The organism is Nitratireductor sp. B36, from assembly GCF_020833685.1.
Classification (GTDB): domain Bacteria; phylum Pseudomonadota; class Alphaproteobacteria; order Rhizobiales; family Rhizobiaceae; genus Nitratireductor.
Genome location: NZ_JACKZY010000001.1, coordinates 1,246,921 through 1,267,049 on the forward strand (window position 1 = coordinate 1,246,921; position 20,129 = coordinate 1,267,049).

The following is a 20,129-nucleotide window of genomic DNA, read 5'->3' on the forward strand; positions in this document are numbered from 1 at the left end:
TGTCGCGGCTGGTAGATTTGCAATGAGCGCACTGCACAAACTCGTGCTGGCTTCCGGCTCACCCCGCCGCGTCGAGCTTTTGCAGCAGGCCGGTCTCGAGCCTGATCGCCTGGCACCTGCAAACATTGATGAAACGCCGCTCAAGAGCGAGCACCCGCGCTCGCTTGCCAAACGTCTGTCGCTGGGCAAGGCAGAGAAGGCGCACGAACGCCTGAAGAAGGACGGTGAGGCAGAAGGTTGCTATCTGCTGGCTGCCGACACGGTCGTTGCTGTCGGACGGCGCATTCTGCCCAAGGCCGAGAGGGTAGACGAGGCCTCCAACTGCCTGCAGCTCCTCTCCGGACGCACGCACCGGGTCTACACCGGTCTTTGTGTCATCACGCCTTCAGGAAAGGTTCGCCAGCGCCTTGTCGAATCGCGCGTCCGATTCAAACGGCTCTCGCATGAGGAGCTTGAAAGCTATCTGGCGTCCGGCGAGTGGCGAGACAAAGCGGGCGGGTATGCCATTCAGGGGCTGGCAGGCACCTTTGTGGTCAAGCTTGTAGGCTCCTACACCAATGTCGTAGGGCTGCCGCTCTACGAGACCGTCAACCTGCTGGTGGCAGAGGGATACAAGGTCCATTTCAACTGGCTCTCAGGTGCCGGAGCCCGTTAGAATGAACCAGAGTTCGACTGAAAAAGTCACGCCGCTGCGTCCAAAACGCCCCTGCCCTGAATGCAGCAAGCCCTCGGAACGGGCATTCTACCCGTTCTGTTCGAAACGCTGCAAAGATGTAGACCTCAATCGCTGGCTTTCGGGCAGCTATGCAATCCCCGGTCGCGCGGTGGACGAGGAAGACGGCGACCCCGCCTGATCCGTTTGTTCCATTTCGGCAAAAAAAGCCCGGTCCGAGGGACCGGGCAATGTGCAGGCTGCCGGGGGGAAGCCGGCCTAGCGGGAGTCATGCCTGCATAGGGAGCTGAATCTTCTTGCTCTCAGAATTTCGGCGCTGTCAGGCTCCAGGCGTCGCCCCGCCGTGGAGCGCGCTCATGCGTGTGCGTTCATGTGCGATTTCCTGAAGAGCCTGCGTTGCAAGCTTTCGCGGTGCCCGCAAAGTCACCATGTCCACATCGCTTCGTGTCAGACCGATGTCGGCGAGTTGCCAGTCGGACATTTCCGACAAATGGCGCATCGCGGTTCGCGCCTGCCAGTAATTCTTTGTCTTGGCCAGAATCGACACTGCAATCGCGCGCACCACGCCGGCCGGCTGTGAAACAGCGGTCATGGCGAAGGTCTGGGTCTCGGCGCGGGTCATCGTTCTGATCCTTTGTGTCTTGAACGAAAGTGATGAGCGGGCATCCCATCCGGCAGATCCGAAGGGCCCGTCTCGTGAACGATGGCAGAGTGACAAACTGTTATTGATTAGTCGAACGAATGTTTTTAATCTCTGTCATCAACATCTATGATAGGTTCTACCATGGCGGCCCCGCTCGACCTCGACCAGCTCTCGACCTTTATTGCAATTGCCGACACGGGAAGCTTCACGCGGGCGGCCGAAGAAGTGCACCGCACCCAGTCGGCCGTCTCCATGCAAATGCGTCGTCTTGAAGAGCGGATTGGCAAGACGCTCTTTCAGAAGGATGGCCGGACCAATCGGCTGACCGAGGAGGGCGAGCGGCTCCTGACCTATGCGCGCCGCATGTTGCGCCTCAACCGCGAGACCTTGGCGGCCTTCGACGACGCCAGCCTTGAGGGCCACATCCGCATCGGTACGCCGGACGACTATGCCGACCGTTTTCTGCCCGAGATCATGGCGCGCTTTTCCCGATCCAATCCAAGGGTCGAACTTTCGGTTGCCTGCGAACCCACAACCAATCTTGTGGAGCACATCAGGCGTGGAAACCTTGATCTTGCGCTTGTGACCCATGACGATTCCAAGGGTGGTTCGGAGCCGGTCCGGCGAGAGCCGGTGCTATGGGTGAGCTCGGCAAATCACACGGTGCACGAACGCGATGTGCTGCCCATGGCGTTCGGACGACCCAACTGCCTGTGGCGACGCACCGCCTGCGCTGCGCTGGAAGAGGAAGGCCGGCAGTATCGAGTCCTGTTCACCAGTTTTTCGGCCACGGTGATCGCCACCGCCGTTCTGTCCGGGCTCGCCGTCTCTGTGTTGCCGGAATGCGCGTTGCGGCCCGGCATGCGCGTTCTGGGCGAGGCTGATGGTTTCAAGCCCCTGCCCGATTGCCATATCGGGCTCATGCGCGGACATACCGGACAGGTGGAGATCATCGATGCACTCGCGCGGCATATCAGCGAGAGCCTGGACAATCTCTCCGTCCCGGCATTCATTGAAGAAAACGGCAGTTTCGACTTTCAAGGCGCGTTTCTCAATTCGCGCAGCAAGCGGCTGCGGCCCGGTCAGGTGATGAACGGCTGGTAGGAGAGCCATGTGGATGGATTTGGCTTGCGGGCTTGACCCTGCGGGTGCGGCCCGTCTCAATTCCGTACCATGAACACATCCCGCCCAGCCGATTCGCAGAGCAATGTCGCGGAATTTTCCGTCAGTGAAATTTCCGGTGCGCTGAAACGCACAGTGGAAGACGCGTTCGGCCATGTGCGCGTGCGTGGTGAAGTATCCGGCTATCGCGGGCCGCATTCCTCCGGCCACGCCTATTTTGCCCTCAAAGACGATCGCGCACGGATCGAAGCCGTGATCTGGCGCGGGGTTTTCTCCAAGCTGAAGTTTCTCCCGCAGGAGGGCTTGGAGATCATCGCCACCGGCAAACTGACCACGTATCCAGGCTCCTCGAAATATCAGATTGTCATCGACAGCATCGAGCCGGCCGGCGCCGGCGCGTTGATGGCACTTCTGGAAGAGCGCAAGAAGAAACTTGCCGCCGAAGGCCTGTTCGATGACGCCCGCAAGAAGCCGCTGCCGTTCATGCCGCGTATCATCGGCGTGGTCACCTCCCCCACCGGCGCCGTCATCCGCGACATCATCCACCGGATTTCCGACCGTTTCCCCGTTCATGTCATGGTCTGGCCTGTGCGTGTGCAGGGAGAGACCACGGGCGAAGAGGTTTCCAATGCCGTTGCCGGCTTCAATGCTTTGCCACAAGAAGGCCCGCTGCCGCGGCCGGACCTTCTGATCGTTGCGCGTGGGGGTGGCAGTCTTGAAGATCTGTGGGGCTTCAACGATGAAGCGGTGGTTCGGGCCGTTGCTGCATCCGACATCCCGGTCATCTCCGCTGTCGGTCATGAAACAGACTGGACGCTGATCGACCTCGTTGCCGATCGACGCGCGCCCACGCCCACGGGAGCTGCGGAAATGGCAGTTCCGGTCAAGGCGGAGATGGAAGCCTCGCTTGCGCGGCTTTCGGCACGGTTAAAGGGTGCGATCTCCCGTGAGGGAGACCGCAAGCGGCAGGCTTTGCGGGCGCTTTCACGCGCCTTGCCTTCGCCCGACCAGCTTCTGGCCCTGCCCCGGCGGCGCTTTGACGAGGCAGCGGGCCGGCTAGGCCGCGCCCTCTCGGGAGCCACGCAGCGCAAGCGCATTGCCTTCAACAGCCTTCGCCTTTCGCCAGCGACCCTGGAACGCCGATTGAGCGAGGCGCGGCGTCGCACCAACGTCTCCGGCGAGCGGCTGCCGGGCGTTTTTCTCGCCCTTGTGCGCGCCCAAAGGACTCGCTTCGATCGCGACGCAGCCCGCGTGTCTCCCGTTGCCCTTAACCAGCGCATCGCCCATTGGCGTGATCGTCTTGCTCAGACAGGGCGGCGCGCGGACACTCAGGTCGATCTGCTGTTGAAACACGGGCGCGCCAGTGCGGATCAGGCCATGCGGCTTGCCAAGTCGCTTTCTCACGAAGGTGTTCTGGAACGCGGGTTTGCTCTCGTGCGGGGGCCAGACGACCTGCCGCTGAAGCGCGCGAGCGAGATTCAACCCGGTCTCGAACTGCAAATTCAGTTTGCCGACGGTGTGGCACGTGCCGTTGCCGCCAGCGATGGGCGAAAAACAGCGGCAAGCGCGAAGAAAATCAAAGCTTCCGAGGACGGACCGAAGGGTCAGGGCAGCCTCTTCTAGCGACGCCACAGGAAGCCCATGATTGGGGCTTCCTTTACCCCATGGAAACCTTGAGGGCCTACCGTTCCCGCAGAATGAGGGCGGTAGAATGACGACAGCGCTGCTGGTTTCCGGCGTATTGCAGAATTTGGGGATCGCGGCGATTGCCGCATTGTTTTACGATATCGTCCTGCGCAGTTGTCCTACGCCCAGTGTTCGTCACACGCTGGTTGCGATGGTTTTCGGTGCCGGCGCTGTCGGCTCGATGATGCTTCCGGTGGAGGTAGCCCCAGGCATTATTTTCGATCTGCGCAATGCATTCGTCATTCTTGCGATGACTTTCGGTGGATGGCTCGCCGTCGCTGTTACGACCCTTGCAGCCTTTTCCTATCGAGTGTGGCTGGGCGGCGCTGGCGCAGTTCCCGGTGGTGTCGGCATATTGATGTGCGCAAGTGCCGGCATTGCCTTCGCCCTCTACTTCAAGGGTCGACGCACTGGGCTGGTCGCCTTCGCCCTGCTCGGTGTTTTCTGCGCGGCTTCGCTGGTCTCGATGTTTCTTCTGCCATTCGAAACAGCGATAGCCATCTTGAAAAAGGTCGGCCCCGTGATGCTGGTCATGAATATTCTGGGCACAATGATTGTCGGAGGTATCGTTGATCGGCAAAAGCGTCAGTTTGAACGTGAGAGCGTCCTTAGCCAGGAAGCTTCCACGGATTCCCTGACGCGTCTGGCAAACCGGCGCGCCTTCGATCTGCGGGGGCCGGATCTGATGGAATCAGCGAATCAGCGGGGCGACGCCTGCGCACTCATGCTGATCGACATCGATCACTTCAAGCAGATCAACGATGCGCACGGGCACGATGTTGGAGACAAGGTCCTTCAGCACCTTGCCGTTCTCGTTCGCTCCAACGTCCGCAAGACGGATCTGGTGGCACGTTATGGCGGCGAGGAGATTGCCCTCGTCCTCCCCTCTCATGACGCCAAACGCGCGTTCAGCCTGGGCGAGCGGCTTCGCAAGGCTGTCGCCGGAACACCCTATCGCCATGAAGGAAAACTGGACATTACCCTCAGTGTGAGCATCGGGCTTTACGCAAATGACGGTTCCACGGAATCGGAAGCTTTCACTACCGCCTTCAAGCGCGCCGATATGGCGCTCTACCGTGCAAAGGAAGCGGGCCGCAACCGGGTCGAGATCGCCTTGGCAGCCTGAGAGGCCAAATCTTTGCCAAGCTCATGGGCGGTCGATGTTCCGCCATCTTTGAAGCAGTTCTGCTTCAATGCCCTTGAAGCAGAAATAGAAGATCACGATCAGCAGTCCTTTCGCGAGGATTGACAGGAGCTGCAGGAGGCCACCGTCTGCAATTCCCATGAGGCCATGCTTCAGGATGAATTCGAGATTCGCCATCGCGATGTTGACGAGCTGAAACGACAAAAATGCTGTGGCGAAGGCACACAGGGCCATCACCAGGAACAGAACCACCCAGTGGTAGCGCGACAATCGAAGCAGGTCTCGCATGCTTGTCCTCGTTTGCGCCGCCGCCCGCGGTCCACTCCCATCACGGGTCGAACTAGCAGTGTCGGCCCCTAAAAGCGCCGGCGCACGACGCCGAAAATCATCAGGCTACCGCCGATCACGGACGTGGCTTCCCATGCGGCCATATCAATGGCAATCATGGCGCCGGCCCCGACCAGTTCCAGCGCGTCGTCCACCAGCTTCCTGCGTTCTGCCGGCGTGGCCTGGATCGCATCATTCCTCGCCTTCTCAGCATAGCTGCAACAGATTTCCTTGGACACCTGAAAGAGGCGGTCGAGATCTTCGGTTTCGGTGATCCACCGCTCTGCCTCGGCAGTATGCGAGACGATGCCGCGGAGCGCCGCAAGAAGTCTGTCCGCGACCTGTTCATCCATCTGGGACTGGACGAGGAGTGCGCGTTCGCGCTGTGCAAATCGCTCGAAGAACCCGCGGAAATCCTCGAGCCACCCTGGTGCGTCGGTATCCACCGTGTCACGCAAGGCGACCACCTCTTCCAGATCGCGCGCGTATTCCGGATCGGCCAACACCTCCGAAAAGGTTCGACAGCCGATCTCCAAAATTTCTGAAAGCTCCTGGTTCGAAATCGGCCGGTCGGGTGGCGGAAAGCTCAACCACATCCTGTTTGTGGCCATTACCCAAAACTTCTCATCGACCAGAACACCCATCTCTTCCTCCCTGCCTCGGGCATGGTGGCAGTCTGGGAGAAGCAACAGAGATCGGCAAATGATAAAAAGGCGTAGGCTGCCACCAGGAAACCCGCAGCACCGGGCCTGAATTGCTGTAACGCGGCGAAGAAAGGATCGAGGCAGAAGAAATTGGGAGAAATGGTACGGTTGGGTGGATTCGAACCACCGACCTCAGGAGCCACAATCCTGCGCTCTAACCAACTGAGCTACAACCGCACGTGACCGGTGACCGGCGTCCGCGTCAATACGGGCAAATGATCGCTTTTTCAAGCCAAAAGAACAAAAGAAAAAAAGACCGGGGGGAGGATCCCGGTCTTTTTCACAAGGGACCGAAGGGAGGAGGTTTCGGGCCCACTCGGCAGCGACGGGAGGAGGAAGGCGCTGCCGGACTTTCTTTTGCGCTAAACGCCTCAGGCGACGCGAAGTTCCTTGACCGTTTTCTCGAAGACATCCTTCATCGGCTTTGCAACCGTTTCGGCCGACTTCTGCGAGGTAGCCTGGAAGTCCTTCATCTGGTCCACAGCCACTTCCATGCGCTTGCGCATGAAGTTGCTCTGCATCTCGATCAACTCTGCGAAGGAACGGGCGCCAGCCAGAGCCTCAAGATGGGCCAGATTGGCTTCGGTGCCCTCGCGCAGCGCAGCAATCGACTTGGTGGTGAACTCGTTGCCAGCCGATTTGGCATTTTCAAAGGTCGCCTCGAGAGCCTTCTGGGTCTCCTCGGCATTCACCTTCATGCGAGCGTAGACTTCCTTCGTCTGCTCGGCGCTCTTTTCGGCGAAAGCGCGAAACTGCTCGCTCGCCTGCGTCGCGTCAAACGCTGGGAACTCAACGGTTCCGTTGTCTTTCTGCGTGGTCTTGGTCATATCCAAGGTCCTTTGGTTCTCGTTCATGGCGGTCTCCGTCTGGTTGACACCCGCCCGACAATTCATGGAGCGTATATAGCACCTCCTATTGTGCATTGCAACATTCATGTTGCGATGCAGCATTTTTGCCCGCAGGCGATTAACCAATCAGCGAGAATTCATAGCCATCGGCCATATGCATTTGTGGACCTCGCCGCCACATGCTTTTATTAATAAGGTGTTAACGTCGTTGTCGGGATGCCGCGTTCTGCGGTTGAGGATGGCAGCCCGATGCTGTTTGAACCGTTGCGATTGCCGTGTCCTGCGAATCTCCGGCCGGCCCGCGTGAAGAAAATTGTTTGGCTCGTTTGAATGGCGTCTGTCTCATATTCCTTTGTTGACATAGCGGTTCTGGATCAGGTGCGGGAGCGCTTTGCGGCTGGCGACGCCCTGCTCATCCTCACCACCGCACTCGACACGGTAATCTGGGCGAACGGCCCGGGTGCCGCGCTGATCGGCCATCGCAATATCGATGAAGCCATTGGCGCCGAGAGCGGCCTCTCCACGACAACCCGGCGCCAGATTTCCGCCGCGCCAGGGTTTCCGAGGATTTCCGGGGAACGCGGTGTCGCCACCCGGCTTGGGCATGGCGTCAGATCTCCGATCGTCAATCTGAGTGCGTCGACGATTGTGTTGCCCGGCGGCGAGGCGGCAATATTGCTCGCGTCCAAGGCCATTTCCACCCGCATGCGCGACGACAGCTTCCGTGCCACGGCCGCGGTCCAGGGCTTTGACGCGGCCGACCAGTTTGCCGCCCTTGTGGACGAGAACGGCTCCATTGCCGCAGCTTCCAACAATTTTGAGGCTCTCGGCATCGAGCACGAGACGCTCCGCGCGCTCGTTGACGAAGTGCGCGGTGAGAAAGACCGGTTGGTCAAGCGCATGGTGGAAGGTGGCGCGCGCCGCCGCCCCGCGGCCTTCGCAAGGCTGACTGACGACCCCGCCTGGCATCTGCTCGTGGTTGTCGACGAGCAGAACGCGGCCTTGCAGCAGGACGGGCCGCCGAGCCTGGAACCGGATCTTGCGGGTGGAGACACCGCGCCGTCATTGCCGGATCCAGCGCTTGTCGAGGCCCCGGAGGCTGAGGATCCCGAGCCCGTTTCTGACACAGAAGCGCCGACGGAGACACCTGTTGCAACCGAAGGCGAACCCTCTGGCGAGAGCAGTGGCGACAGGGAAGCCCCGCAGGAAACCCCACCGGAAACCCCGCAGGTCATTGCGGAAGCAACACCTGACCGACCCGCTGCGCACGCGCTTGAAAACGCCCCATCGGCTCCGGCTGAACGGCCCAGAGGCACGGTCCGCTTTGCCTGGCGCACGGACGCTGAAGGCCGCTTCACCGCGTTGTCTGATGCTTTCGCCGAGGCGGTGGGACCGGCTGCAGCCGATGTTATGGGCCGCCGGTTCCGCGAGGTGTCCAACGCGTTCGGGCTGGACCCCGAAGGCCGAATTTCAGCCCTGCTGGAGCGTCGTGATACGTGGTCCGGTCGCACGGTCATGTGGCCTATAGAAGGAACAGACCTGAAGGTTCCCGTCGATCTGGCCGCCCTCCCCATTTATGGCCGTGGCCGCATTTTCGAAGGCTTTCACGGGTTCGGCCTGGCGCGCATGAACGACGCTGTGACAGACCCCGAGGGCATTGGTCTCGTGCTCGCACCCGGCGCGCCCCTACCCTCACACGAGGCAGCGGAGCCAACTGCGCTGGACGTAAGCCACGAATCCCAACCGCAGCATGACAGGGAACCGGCCGCAGAGCTGCCACAACCGCCAGCCGGTTCCGCCGACGCGGAGGTCGAAATTCCTGCCACGCCTCAGCCTTCTCAGAAGCTCGATGAAGCGCAACCCGAGCAGGTGAAGATAATCCGCCTTGCCGAACACCGCACCCCGCCGATCACCGAAGGCGGCCTCTCTCCAACGGAGACAACAGCGTTTCGTGAAATCGGCGCACGTCTGCGCCGGGAAAATCTCGCAGAGGAAGAATCCGGGCAGAGAGACACACCCGCAGGCGAAACTCCTTCGCAGGCGGGCGAACCGCCATCGGAAAACACCCCAGTCGAACTGGTGTCTGCCTCCGACAGTGCGCGCGTAGACGAAACCTCACCGGATCAGCAAGAGCCTGAAGCAGCCGCGACAGATGATGTGGCCCAGCACTCCACCGAAGGTGATAAACCTGCGCCTGCTCCGACTGCGTCACCGGCAATCGTTCCCTCGGCGTTTTACACCATGCCAGCAGGCAGCGACGAGAGCAGTCCCGGTTTGCTTGCCGGGCTACCACTGCCGATCCTCATTCATGCGGGAGACAGGCTCCATTACGCCAACAAGGCGTTTTTCGATCTGACCGGCTATCCGGATTTGAAAGCGCTTGAGGAAAGCGGCGGCCTCGACGTGCTTTTTCCGGAAAGCTACGGGGCTTCCGACACCGCAACCGACGCCCAGGCGTTGACAATTCGGACCGCCCAAGGGGACGAGCACGATGTGCATGCGCATCTCCAATCCGTTCCCTGGCGCGATGGAAAAGCCCTTCTTCTCGCGTTACAGCCCATCGAAAGCGAGATAGAGGCTGCTGCCACAACGGCAGAGGCCGGTGCAGCTGACACTCAGGCGGAAGCGGTAAACGATGCCGAACTCGAGGCGCAAACCGCCGAACTACAGATGCATCTGGCCGAGATGCGGGCGATTGTCGACACCGCGACAGACGGTGTGGTTGTCATCGACAACGACGGCAATGTCCGCTCGACCAACCGCCCGGCGGAAGCTCTTTTCGGTTTCGACGCCCAGGACGTGACCGGCAAACCATTTACCGCATTGTTTGCCATTGAAAGTCAGGGAGCGGTGCGCGCGCACCTGGAAAGCCTTTCCGACAATGGTGTCGCCAGCGTTCTCAACGATGGCCTGGAGGTAATCGGACGCGAGGCTCAAGGGCGTTTTATACCACTCTTCATGACGATCGGGCGCCTGCCTCACAGCAGCGGGTTCTGCGCCGTTCTCCGCGACGTCACACAGTGGAAGCGCGCGGCCGAGGAATTGACGCAGGCGCGCGCCGAAGCCGAACGCGCCTCCTCGCAGAAAACCGAATTTCTAGCGCGCGTCAGCCATGAGGTTCGCACACCGCTGAACGCGATCATCGGCTTTTCCGAGTTGATGCTCGATGAGAAGTTCGGCCCCATCGGAAATGACCGCTATCGCGACTACCTGCAGGACATCAACCGTTCGGGCAATCATGTGCTCGACCTGGTCAACGACCTGCTCGACATTTCCAAGATCGAAGCCGGCGAGCAGGAGATGCACTATGAGGCGGTGTCCCTGAACGATGTCCTGGGTGAAACCGTCGCCATGATGCAGCCGCAGGCCAACCGCGAACGCGTCATCATTCGTTCTAGCTTCGCTTCCAATCTGCCGGATGTGGTCGCCGACCCGCGCAGCGTCCGACAGATTGCGCTCAATCTTCTGTCCAATGCGGTGCGCTATACGCCCGCCGGCGGACAAGTGATCATCTCGACAGCCTATAGTTCGGACGGCTCGGTCATCATGCGCGTGCGCGACACGGGTATCGGCATGAGTCCCGCAGAGGTTGAAGAAGCGTTGAAACCTTTCAAGCAAATCAACAGCTTGAAGCGTAAGCGCGGGGATGGAACGGGCCTTGGCCTGCCGCTGACCCGCGCGATGGTGGAAGCCAATCGCGCGGCCTTTTCCATCAATTCGGTGCCGGGCGAAGGAACGCTGGTAGAGGTTTCATTCCCCCCGACGCGCGTCCTTGCCGACTGAGCTGCCGGTCAAGCCGACATTAGAAAAGATGACATTTGCAGTTTAGAATATTTCTAAACTAATGATATTGTTTGTATTTTTCTTGACGCACGGTGTTTTTTCCGCGAGATGTCCCCGCATTGCGGAGCAAGAGCTGCGCATTCCCTGGGACCTTTAATCCCACAGGTTTGGAGACACCAATGCTGACAAACAAATTGATCGCTGCCCGCGCCGGTCTCGCCGCGCTCGTCGCAGCGGGAACGCTTGCCACCACCCTGTATGCGGCCCAGGCCGAGGGAACGGTGAACATCTATTCCTATCGCCAGCCCTTCCTCATCCAGCCGCTGCTCGACGCTTTCACCGAAAAGACCGGGATTGCGACCGAAGTCCTGTTCCTCGACAAGGGTCTTGAGGACCGCATCGCGGCGGAAGGCTCGAACTCCCCAGCGGACGTCATCCTGACCGTCGACATCGGTCGTTTGATGAACGCCAAGGAGAAGGGCATCACGCAGCCCGTCGAGGACGAGACCGTCAATTCTGAAATTCCGTCCGAGTTCCGCGATCCGGAAGGCCACTGGTTCGGCGTCACCACGCGCGGCCGTGTTGTCTATGCCTCCAAGGAGCGCGTCGAGCAGGACACGATCACCTATGAAGAGCTCGCCGATCCCAAGTGGAAGGGCAAGATCTGCATGCGCAGCGGCCAGCACAATTACAACATCGCCCTGTTCGCCTCCATGATCGCCCATCACGGCGAGGAGAAGGCCGAAGAGTGGATGAAGGGCCTCAAGGCTAATCTCGCTCGCAAGCCGAGCGGCAACGACCGCGCGCAGGCACAGGCCATCTATGCCGGTGAGTGCGATCTGGGCATCGGCAACACCTATTATGTCGGCCTCATGATCAACAATGAGAAAGAGCCGGAGCAGAAGGACTGGGCCGCTTCGATGAAGGTCCTGTTCCCCAATTCCGAGGATCGCGGCACCCATGTCAACATTTCGGGCATGGCAATGGCCAAGCACGCGCCGAACCGTGACAACGCGCTCGAGCTGATGCGCTTCCTGGGCAGCGCCGAGGCCCAGTCGATCTATGCCGAGACCAATTACGAATATCCGGTTCTTCCCGGCGCCACGGTTTCGGAAACCGTGCAGTCCTTCGGCAAGATCAAGCCGGACAGCCTGCCGCTTGCCGAGATCGCAAAGAACCGCAAGGCGGCCTCCGAAATGGTTGACCGTGTCGGTCTCGATGACGGCCCGGCGAGCTGATCCATCTTTAACATGTAAAAGCCGGGTCCTTCGCGGGGCCCGGCTTTTTGCATTTGCGGGGACACCCGCAATCATATCGCACCTGTGGTCATGACCCTCCAGCCAGCGCCGACAGCACCTCTTCGTGAACACCGTTTTCCCCGCGTTCGGGGAGAGCGCCACGGTGCCGCGCGGCTTGGCAGTCTCATAATCGCGTTGACGGTCCTTCTTCCCGTCGCCACCATACTTTTCGTTGCTCTCTCCGGCACGGGCGAAGCCTGGCCGCATCTGTTGCGCTACGTGCTGCCGCAGTCGCTCGGCACCACACTTGTGCTGCTCGGCCTCGTAGCCATGGGTACGGCATTCATCGGTGTCGGATCCGCCTGGCTGGTGGTCGGCTACGAGTTTCCGCTGCGCCGGTTCCTCTCATGGGCTCTGGTGCTGCCGCTCGCCGTGCCCACCTATCTGGCCGCTTATGCCTTTGGCGAATTCTTCCACTATGTCGGCCCCTTGCAGACCGCGTTCCGTGCCGTCTTCGGTTTCGAAAGCGCGCGCGACTACTGGTTTCCCGACATCCGCTCCACCTGGGGGGCAGCCCTCGTGGTGACGTCCGTCACCTTCCCCTATGTCTATCTCACGGCCCGCGTCGTCTTTCTCATGCAGGGGCGCAATATCGCCGATGTGGCGCGCACGCTGGGCGCGCGGCCGGCGCGTGTCTTCTTCCGCATTCTTCTGCCCGTCGCCCGCCCGGCCATCGTCGCAGGCTTGGCGCTGGTGATGATGGAGACCCTCAACGACATCGGCGCGGTGGAATATCTCGGCGTTCGCACGCTAACGCTGTCGGTCTATTCCACCTGGCTCAATCGCGGGAGCCTCGAAGGGGCGGCACAGATCGCTTCCGTGATGCTCGTCATCGTGTTCCTGCTTCTGACAGCCGAGCAATGGGCGCGCCGCAAACAGCGCTTTCACAGCGCCCGCGGCACCCAGATGCATGTGCGCCCGCCTCGTCTGCCGCTCAGAGGCTTCAAAGGCATTCTCGCAACCGGCGCCCTCATCCTGCCCATTCTGTCAGGCTTCGGCGTTCCGCTTTTCGTCTTCGGTCGCTACGTCTCGAAGCGGCTCTACCAGTTTGCAGATCCGCAGGTTCTGCAGGCATTCCTGACCAGCGTTACGGTGGCCAGCATCACCGCGATCGCGACCGTCGTCATCGCGCTGCTGCTTCTCAATGCCATGCGTCTCTCGCGCTCACCCTACACCATGGCGCTCGTGCGGCTTGCCTCCATCGGATATGCCCTGCCCGGCACGATCCTCGGCCTCGGCCTGCTTCTCTCCCTCGCCGCCATCGACAACACAGTCGACACCGCTGCGCGCACCCATGGTGGTTTTTCGACCGGGCTTCTCCTGACAGGTACGGCAGCCTCCATCGTCATTGCCTGCACGATCCGCTTTCTCGCACTTGCTGAAAGCGCGGTCCGCTCGGGTCTGGAAAAACTGCCTCCCAATCTGGATCAGGCCGCCCGTAGCCTCGGCAAGACGGCAAACCAGAGCGCCCTGACCATTCTCCTGCCGCTTCTGAAGCCCGCCATCCTGACGGCGGCCATCCTCGTCTTCGTGGACACGGTGAAGGAACTTTCAGCGACCATTCTCCTGCGCCCATTCGGCTTCCGCACGCTCGCCACGCATGTTTATGAAAACGCGTCCCGTGGCGTGGTGGAGGATGGCGCCGTGGCCGCGCTCCTCATCATCGCCACGGCCATCGTGCCGGTGATCCTTCTGTCGCGCCCACTCATGCGCGACCACAACACCTGACACCCAATCGAGACACTGGTTCGCCCCGTTGATGCACCGCATCGGCGCACAAGAATCCGGGCAAAAAAAAGCGCCCGGAAAGGGCGCCTGAAGGATCTTGAATGCTGTCAAAAACGGGGCTTGGCGAACATCTGAATGAACAGTCGGAACCTGTGTCCGGCTCGTCAAGTTAGCCGACACTATCGCGGGCAAACCCTTAACAGAACCTTACCGGATCGCGGAGAAATTTACCGAACCGTACCACTTGTGAAGTCTCGGTAAATTTCAGCTTCATCATTTGTTTACCATGCCGACCCGGCCTCAGGCGCGAAGCTCGGGAAGGTCGCGGAATAGATCCAGCGCCTCGGGGTTGGCAAGCGCTTCCCTGTTTTTCACCGCGCGGCCATGAACGATGTCGCGCACGGCAAGTTCGGTGATCTTGCCGGATTTCGTGCGCGGGATATCCGCCACGGCAACAATGCGCGCGGGCACGTGACGCGGGCTTGCTCCTGTCCTGATCTTGGTGCGGATCGTTTTCTCCAGCGCCTCGTCAAGTGCTACGCCATCGGCAAGCCGCACAAAAAGAACGACACGCACATCGTCTTCCCACTCCTGACCGATGCAGATCGCCTCGAGGATTTCCGGCAGCTGCTCGACCTGGTTGTAGATTTCCGCCGTGCCGATGCGCACGCCGCCGGGGTTCAGCGTCGCGTCGGAACGGCCATGGATGACAATGCCGCCATGCTCCGTCCATTCAGCGAAATCGCCATGGCACCACACATTGTCGAACCGGTCGAAATAAGCCGCATGATATTTTTCGCCTTCCGGATCGTTCCAGAATCCGATCGGCATTGCCGGGAAGGCGCGGGTACAGACGAGTTCGCCCTTTCCCTTCTCAAGCGGACGCCCTTCATCGTCCCACACTTCGACCGCCATGCCGAGCCCGGCCGCCTGGATCTCGCCGACCCAGACCGGCAAGGTGGGCACACCGAGCACAAAGCAGGAGACAATGTCCGTTCCGCCGGAGATCGAGGCGAGATGGACGTCCTTCTTGATCCCCTCATAGACGAAGGCGAAGTTTTCCGGCGCCAGCGGCGAGCCGGTCGACGAGATCGTTTCGACCGTTGAGAGATCGTGGCTTTCCATCGGCTTCAGACCGGCCTTGCGTACCGCATCGATGAACTTGGCAGACGTGCCGAAATAGGTCATCCCCTCGGCATCGGCATAGTCGAACAGCACGTTGCCATTGGGATGGAAGGGAGAGCCGTCATAAAGCAGCAGCGTGGCCTCGGAAGCCAGTCCGCTCATCAGCCAGTTCCACATCATCCAGCCGCAGGTGGTGAAATAGAACAAGCGGTCGCCGGGCTTGAGCCCAGCGTGGAGACGGTGCTCCTTTACATGTTGAAGCAGCGTGCCGCCCGCCGAATGCACGATGCATTTCGGGATGCCGGTCGTGCCGGAGGAAAACAGGATGTAAAGCGGGTGCGAAAATGGGAGGCGCTCGAAGGTTGGCTCCCTTGCCTCATAGTGCTCCAAAACCTTGCCATAGGCCTCAGCCTTGCCCAGCTTTGCAGCAGATTCTTCCGCATGTCCTAGATAGTCGACGATCAAGGCCAGTTTCACGCTCGGCAGTTTGTCGAGGACAGCAGCTACCTTTTCTGTAACGTCGAAAGACTTGCCACCATACCAGTACCCGTCCGGCGCAATGAAAATTGTCGGCTCAATCTGACCGAACCGGTCGAGAACACCTTGAACGCCGAAATCGGGCGAACAGGACGACCAGACGGCACCAAGCGACGTGGCAGCGAGCATCGCCGCGAGCGCTTCGGGCATGTTGGGCATCATCGCCGCTACCCGGTCACCGGCTTTCAAGCCCCGGTCGCGGAAGAGCTGCTGCAGGCGCGACACCTGCGCACGCAGGGCATTCCAGGAGAGCCTTCGCTCTACCTTGTCTTCGCCCCGGAAAACCACCGCATCATCGTTGCCAGACCTTCGCAGAAGGTTCTCGGCAAAGTTCAGCCTCGCATCGGGAAAGAAGGAAGCGCCCGGCATTTGGTCGCCATTTTCCAGAATGCGCGCACCCTTGTCGCCGATGACATCGCAAAAGTCCCAGACAAGAGACCAGAACGCTTCACGGTCTTCTATCGACCAAGCATGGAGCGCATTATAATCGGGTAGGCTACGGCCAGCCACCTTCTCTGCCCGCCCGGCGAAAGCCGAGATCGGCGCTTCGGTCTTCCGATCCTGAGATGGTGTCCAAAGTGGCTCCGATGCCTTCATTCTTTCCTCCTCACTGCCCTCCAGGCGTCTGCTCTTCTTATGCATTTCCGCCTCGCAACGGCAATGGTCTCTTGAGAAACAATTCCCCTATCGTGCATCAAACCCGCCAGGAGGCTGCAGAAAGCGGTGCAATACCCTTCCGCTACGCGACAAGTCCTTGAAATGCCATACGTCATGTTTAAACCCGTAAGGAGCTGTGAAGTCGGTTTGCCGGCATAGCTGTGTTGTGGCATTTCCGGCCATCAAGTTGACCGCGTTCACTCTGGCCCCAAAGCTGCCGGGCGGAACGCCGAGGATGAGGTTCCATGCCCTCGTCGGCAATGAAGAAAAGCATTTGGGCTCTGTTGATCGCCGCCGTGGTTGCGGCGCTGGTGGTCGTTTGCCTGCCTATTCTGGCGTCCACCCAGATTGTGCGCGACAGTGTGGCCCAGCAGCTCAGCGCCTGGAGCGGATATCGCATTCGGCTGGACGATGCCCCCCAAATCCGCGTCTGGCCTTCCTTCAGCGCCGTGCTGAATGATGTCGTCCTGTCCGACTGGAACGCCGATGGCGCGCCGGTCATGGAAGCGGAGCGTGTCGAAATCGACCTTTCCGCACTCGCAGCCCTGCGCGGCAAGGTCGTGTTCACCAAGATCCGGCTGGTGAGGCCAGTGCTGCGGCTGGATGACACCGACGGTGTGATGCGCGTTCCGACCATACCCAATTGGGGCAAGCTCGCCCAATCGGTCGAGGCGGCACGCGAACTGCTTGCGGCGGATCCGGCAGCGCCTGACAAAAGTGCATTGCCAAGCGACAGTTTCGCGACCGTCGAAGTCGAGGATGGCCGGGTCATCGCGCTCAACGGGGCCAACAAACCGCCCTTTCTCAGCGGTCTCACGGGGACCTTCAATTGGCCTGCCCTCAACCGCGCGGCCACCCTGTCTGCCAAAGGCATCTGGCATGGCGAAAGCCTCTCTGTCGATGCCTCGACCGACGAGCCGCTCTTTCTGCTCGCGGGGGGGAAGACAGCTCTTTCACTCTCGCTGAAAAGCGCCCCACTGACGCTATCTTTCAAAGGTGAAGCCGATCTCGTCGACAATGCCTTCATCAACGGCACTCTGGAAAGCTCAGCCCCCTCCCTTCAGCGTGTGCTGGAATGGACATTGCTTGAGGACTGGCCCGGCAGCACGATCAAGGCCGCGAAGCTCCGGAGCACCGTCATAGGCGACGCCAAGCGCGTCAAATTCGAGGCCACGGCGTTCAGCCTCGGAGACAGCAGCGCAACCGGTGTCTTCGACGTGGCTTTCAATGATCCACGCCCGACCATTTCCGGCACTCTTGCCTTCAACGCTCTTGATCTTGGCGCACTTTTGAAAACCCTTGCGCCCGAGCCCGACACGCCGGCGCAGGCAGTAGCGGCTTCCTGGGCGCACGATCTCAACTTCGACCTCCGCCTCTCGGCCACGCAAGCAACAGCCGGTTCCGTGTCGATGAACGATGTGGCCGCAACCGCGCAGGTTCGTGACGGGCTCGTGAGCCTTGATATTTCCGATGCCACGGCTTTTGGAGGCATGCTTCAACTCGGTGTCCGTCTCGACAATGTGGAGGGCCGTGATCACGCCGAACTTCGCATTGCAGCCGAGAACATCGATGGCGGGCTGATGGGAGAGAAGCTCCATTTCACCGCCTTCATGCCGAAGGCCAAAGGGTCGTTTTCCGTGTTTCTGAAAGGGCATGGAGAAACGCTGAACCAGGTTCTTGAAACATCCGACGGTTCCATCTCGGCCAGCTTCGGCAAGGGCAGCATTGTCGGCCTCAATCTCGAGACCTTTCGGGAGCACAATGACAAGGGCAGCTTTTTCCCCTTGCAGGACATTGCCGATGGCGAACTCCCCATCGAGGGCGCGGATTTGAAGGCCACACTGGCAGGTGGCATTGCATGGATCGATACTGCGGAAGCGCGCCTGAGCACCGGAGAAAAGATCACAATTGGCGGGCTGGTACCGTTTGCTGGCCGGGGCATTGCCCTTTCCGGCAGCATCATGCCGCCGCAAACACCGGCCAGCGGGGAGACTGCCGCGGAGGAACACAGTCAGGATCAGGGACCGCGCGAAACCTTCTTCGTCGGCGGGTCCTGGAATGCGCCCTTTATCGCGCCGTTTCTGATCGAATAGCCGGGGTCCAGCGTCTGGCTCAGGCTGCCACTCTTATGGCCGCCTGCTCGTCGCGGCGCCGCTGAACTTCCTGCCGTTTGGTGACGATCGATGCGGCAATCACGCCCATCGCCACAATCCCGATCAAAATGGTACAGACCGCATTGATTTCCGGTGTCACACCGAGCCGTACCTGGCTGTAAATCTTCATGGGCAGCGTCGTCGCACCGGGACCTGAGGTGAAGCTTGCAATCACGAGATCATCCAGTGACAGAGTGAAAGCCAGCATCCACCCTGAAATCACCGCCGGCAAAATCACCGGAAGCGTCACCTGGAAAAACGCCTTCACCGGCGTCGCGCCGAGATCGAGCGCAGCCTCTTCAAGCGACTGGTCAAAGCTCATGAGGCGGGACTGAACCACCACGGCAACGAAACACATGGAGAAGGTGATGTGCGCGATGGTGACGGTGAAAAACCCGCGATCGAAATTGATCGCCACGAAGAGAAGCAGAAGCGAAAGGCCGGTGATGACTTCCGGCATGACGAGGGGTGCGAACACCATGCCGGAGAACAAGAGACGGCCGCGAAAGCGCGTGTAACGTGTCAGCGCTATGGCTGCCATCGTGCCGAGCACGGTTGCCACCGTTGCCGAAAGGAAGGCGACCCGTGCCGTCACCCAGGCGGCGTCCATCAGGCCACGATTGGAGAAAAGCTCCACATACCACTTCGTCGAGAAGCCCGCCCACACCGTGACGAGGCGCGACTCGTTGAACGAATAGATCACCAGCAGAAGGATCGGCAGGTACAGAAAGGCAAAGCCCAGCACGAGCGACACGATGTTGAAACGTCCCCAGCTTCCGGCCATGGCTAATTCCCTGCCTCGCGTGAGCGCGCCTGTGAACGCTGGAAAAGCATGATGGGCACGATCAGGATCAAAAGCAGGATCACCGCCACGGCGGAGGAGACCGGCCAGTCGCGATTGTTGAAGAACTCGGTCCAGAGTGTCTTGCCGATCATCAGGGTCTGCGATCCGCCGAGCAGATCGGGAATGACGAATTCGCCCACCGCGGGAATGAACACCAGCATGCAACCGGCCACCACACCAGGCAACGACATGGGAAAGGTCACTTTCCAGAACGCGGCCATGGGCGGACAGCCGAGATCGCGCGCGGCCTCGATCAGAGACCCGTCCATCTTTTCCAGCGTCGAATAGAGCGGCAGAACCATGAAGGGCAAATAGGAATAGACAATGCCGATATAGATGGCGGTCGTGGTGTTGAGGATGACGAGCGGCTCGTCGATCACCCCCAGGAACATCAGGAACTGGTTGAGCAGCCCCTCCGGCTTCAGGATGCCGATCCAGGCATAGACGCGGATCAGGAAGCTGGTCCAGAAAGGCAGGATCACCAGCATGAGCAGCGTCGGCCTTATGGAGGCCGGTGCACGCGCCATGCCATAGGCGATGGGATAGCCCACGGCCAGTGTGATCAACGTGGAAACGCCGGCAATCCAGATGCTCGACAGATAGGCATTCACATAGAGCGGGTCATCGAACAGCCACAGATAATTGCCGAACGAGAGCGCGCCCAGTTTCTCAAAAAGCGCCGGAAATCCTGCAAAGAGATCGAAAACCGGTTGATAGGGCGGCATGGAAAGCGCCGGTTCCGAAAGGGAAATCTTGAAGACGATCAGAAACGGCGCAAGGAAAAAGACAAGCAGCCACAAATAGGGCAGAGCGATAACGAAACGGGCAGCCACTGCTGAGATGAAACGCGCCATCGT

Annotated in this window: 16 protein-coding genes and 1 tRNA gene; 9 read left to right on the forward strand and 8 right to left on the reverse strand. The window is 60.2% G+C overall.

Features of this window, described 5'->3' with window-relative positions; all coding sequences use genetic code 11:
* Nucleotides 1–22: 22 nt before the first annotated feature.
* Nucleotides 23–655: a Maf-like protein gene (locus H7H48_RS06120; RefSeq protein WP_229447882.1), complete on the forward strand. Its 633-nt coding sequence runs from the start codon at nt 23–25 to the stop codon at nt 653–655.
* 1 nt (nt 656) lies between these two features.
* The gene (gene yacG, locus H7H48_RS06125) at nt 657–854 is read left to right on the forward strand and encodes a DNA gyrase inhibitor YacG (RefSeq protein ID WP_229447883.1); all 198 of its coding nucleotides are present in this window, start codon (nt 657–659) and stop codon (nt 852–854) included.
* Between the two features lie 138 nt (nt 855–992).
* On the opposite strand, the gene H7H48_RS06130 is transcribed toward yacG, so the two are convergent.
* Nucleotides 993–1,295, reverse strand: a complete 303-nt coding sequence (locus H7H48_RS06130; protein ID WP_229447884.1) for a DUF1127 domain-containing protein — start codon at nt 1,293–1,295, stop codon at nt 993–995.
* Between the two features lie 162 nt (nt 1,296–1,457).
* Here H7H48_RS06130 and H7H48_RS06135 point away from each other — a divergent pair, with 162 nt between their 5' ends.
* The 3 genes from H7H48_RS06135 to H7H48_RS06145 all read left to right on the forward strand — a co-directional run bounded on the left by H7H48_RS06135 (nt 1,458) and on the right by H7H48_RS06145 (nt 5,250).
* Complete coding sequence (locus H7H48_RS06135) at nt 1,458–2,420, forward strand: LysR substrate-binding domain-containing protein (RefSeq protein ID WP_229447885.1); 963 nt, start codon at nt 1,458–1,460, stop codon at nt 2,418–2,420.
* Nucleotides 2,421–2,489: 69 nt separating this feature from the next.
* On the forward strand, nt 2,490–4,061 hold the full coding sequence (gene xseA, locus H7H48_RS06140) for an exodeoxyribonuclease VII large subunit (RefSeq protein WP_229447886.1): 1,572 nt from the start codon (nt 2,490–2,492) through the stop codon (nt 4,059–4,061).
* 88 nt (nt 4,062–4,149) lie between these two features.
* Entirely contained in the window at nt 4,150–5,250 is a 1,101-nt protein-coding gene (locus H7H48_RS06145) for a diguanylate cyclase (RefSeq protein WP_229447887.1), read from the forward strand.
* 21 nt (nt 5,251–5,271) lie between these two features.
* Here the strand turns inward: H7H48_RS06145 and H7H48_RS06150 are convergent, their stop codons facing one another.
* The 4 genes from H7H48_RS06150 to H7H48_RS06165 all read right to left on the reverse strand — a co-directional run bounded on the left by H7H48_RS06150 (nt 5,272) and on the right by H7H48_RS06165 (nt 7,126).
* A complete protein-coding gene (locus tag H7H48_RS06150; RefSeq protein WP_229447888.1) occupies nt 5,272–5,556 on the reverse strand; it encodes a hypothetical protein in 285 nt (94 codons plus the stop codon).
* A 68-nt stretch (nt 5,557–5,624) separates the two neighbouring features.
* Nucleotides 5,625–6,239 (reverse strand): hypothetical protein, encoded by a 615-nt coding sequence (locus H7H48_RS06155; protein WP_229447889.1) that lies wholly within the window; start codon nt 6,237–6,239, stop codon nt 5,625–5,627.
* Between the two features lie 160 nt (nt 6,240–6,399).
* A tRNA-His gene (locus tag H7H48_RS06160) sits at nt 6,400–6,476 on the reverse strand.
* Between the two features lie 194 nt (nt 6,477–6,670).
* Nucleotides 6,671–7,126, reverse strand: a complete 456-nt coding sequence (locus H7H48_RS06165; RefSeq protein ID WP_229447890.1) for a phasin — start codon at nt 7,124–7,126, stop codon at nt 6,671–6,673.
* Nucleotides 7,127–7,477: 351 nt separating this feature from the next.
* On the opposite strand from H7H48_RS06165, the gene H7H48_RS06170 reads away from it, so the two are divergent.
* From H7H48_RS06170 to H7H48_RS06180, 3 genes are all read left to right on the forward strand, one after another.
* Nucleotides 7,478–10,930, forward strand: coding sequence for a PAS domain S-box protein (locus H7H48_RS06170; RefSeq protein WP_229447891.1), 3,453 nt, complete (start codon nt 7,478–7,480; stop codon nt 10,928–10,930).
* A 179-nt stretch (nt 10,931–11,109) separates the two neighbouring features.
* Nucleotides 11,110–12,168 (forward strand): Fe(3+) ABC transporter substrate-binding protein, encoded by a 1,059-nt coding sequence (locus H7H48_RS06175; RefSeq protein ID WP_229447892.1) that lies wholly within the window; start codon nt 11,110–11,112, stop codon nt 12,166–12,168.
* A 90-nt stretch (nt 12,169–12,258) separates the two neighbouring features.
* Nucleotides 12,259–13,956, forward strand: a complete 1,698-nt coding sequence (locus H7H48_RS06180; RefSeq protein ID WP_229447893.1) for an iron ABC transporter permease — start codon at nt 12,259–12,261, stop codon at nt 13,954–13,956.
* 300 nt (nt 13,957–14,256) lie between these two features.
* On the opposite strand, the gene H7H48_RS06185 is transcribed toward H7H48_RS06180, so the two are convergent.
* Nucleotides 14,257–16,215 carry an acetoacetate--CoA ligase gene (locus H7H48_RS06185; protein ID WP_229447894.1) on the reverse strand — a complete coding sequence of 653 codons (1,959 nt, stop codon included), beginning with the start codon at nt 16,213–16,215 and terminating at the stop codon, nt 14,257–14,259.
* A 305-nt stretch (nt 16,216–16,520) separates the two neighbouring features.
* Here H7H48_RS06185 and H7H48_RS06190 point away from each other — a divergent pair, with 305 nt between their 5' ends.
* Entirely contained in the window at nt 16,521–18,368 is a 1,848-nt protein-coding gene (locus H7H48_RS06190) for an AsmA family protein (protein ID WP_229447895.1), read from the forward strand.
* A gap of 19 nt (nt 18,369–18,387) precedes the next feature.
* On the opposite strand, the gene H7H48_RS06195 is transcribed toward H7H48_RS06190, so the two are convergent.
* Both H7H48_RS06195 and H7H48_RS06200 read right to left on the reverse strand, forming a co-directional pair.
* The gene (locus H7H48_RS06195) at nt 18,388–19,212 is read right to left on the reverse strand and encodes an ABC transporter permease (RefSeq protein ID WP_229447896.1); all 825 of its coding nucleotides are present in this window, start codon (nt 19,210–19,212) and stop codon (nt 18,388–18,390) included.
* 2 nt (nt 19,213–19,214) lie between these two features.
* Nucleotides 19,215–20,126, reverse strand: a complete 912-nt coding sequence (locus H7H48_RS06200) for an ABC transporter permease subunit (RefSeq protein ID WP_229447897.1) — start codon at nt 20,124–20,126, stop codon at nt 19,215–19,217.
* Between the last annotated feature and the right edge of the window lie 3 nt (nt 20,127–20,129).

Coding starts and splice junctions, on each gene's coding strand:
- H7H48_RS06180 (WP_229447893.1), top strand. CDS start 12,259: ATGACCCTCCAGCCAGCGCCGACAGCACCTCTTCGTGAACACCGTTTT.
- H7H48_RS06120 (WP_229447882.1), top strand. CDS start 23: ATGAGCGCACTGCACAAACTCGTGCTGGCTTCCGGCTCACCCCGCCGC.
- H7H48_RS06195 (WP_229447896.1), bottom strand. CDS start 19,212: ATGGCCGGAAGCTGGGGACGTTTCAACATCGTGTCGCTCGTGCTGGGC.
- H7H48_RS06135 (WP_229447885.1), top strand. CDS start 1,458: ATGGCGGCCCCGCTCGACCTCGACCAGCTCTCGACCTTTATTGCAATT.
- xseA (WP_229447886.1), top strand. CDS start 2,490: ATGAACACATCCCGCCCAGCCGATTCGCAGAGCAATGTCGCGGAATTT.
- H7H48_RS06155 (WP_229447889.1), bottom strand. CDS start 6,239: ATGGGTGTTCTGGTCGATGAGAAGTTTTGGGTAATGGCCACAAACAGG.
- H7H48_RS06145 (WP_229447887.1), top strand. CDS start 4,150: ATGACGACAGCGCTGCTGGTTTCCGGCGTATTGCAGAATTTGGGGATC.
- H7H48_RS06165 (WP_229447890.1), bottom strand. CDS start 7,126: ATGACCAAGACCACGCAGAAAGACAACGGAACCGTTGAGTTCCCAGCG.
- H7H48_RS06170 (WP_229447891.1), top strand. CDS start 7,478: ATGGCGTCTGTCTCATATTCCTTTGTTGACATAGCGGTTCTGGATCAG.
- H7H48_RS06175 (WP_229447892.1), top strand. CDS start 11,110: ATGCTGACAAACAAATTGATCGCTGCCCGCGCCGGTCTCGCCGCGCTC.
- H7H48_RS06150 (WP_229447888.1), bottom strand. CDS start 5,556: ATGCGAGACCTGCTTCGATTGTCGCGCTACCACTGGGTGGTTCTGTTC.
- H7H48_RS06200 (WP_229447897.1), bottom strand. CDS start 20,126: ATGGCGCGTTTCATCTCAGCAGTGGCTGCCCGTTTCGTTATCGCTCTG.
- H7H48_RS06130 (WP_229447884.1), bottom strand. CDS start 1,295: ATGACCCGCGCCGAGACCCAGACCTTCGCCATGACCGCTGTTTCACAG.
- H7H48_RS06190 (WP_229447895.1), top strand. CDS start 16,521: ATGCCCTCGTCGGCAATGAAGAAAAGCATTTGGGCTCTGTTGATCGCC.
- yacG (WP_229447883.1), top strand. CDS start 657: ATGAACCAGAGTTCGACTGAAAAAGTCACGCCGCTGCGTCCAAAACGC.
- H7H48_RS06185 (WP_229447894.1), bottom strand. CDS start 16,215: ATGAAGGCATCGGAGCCACTTTGGACACCATCTCAGGATCGGAAGACC.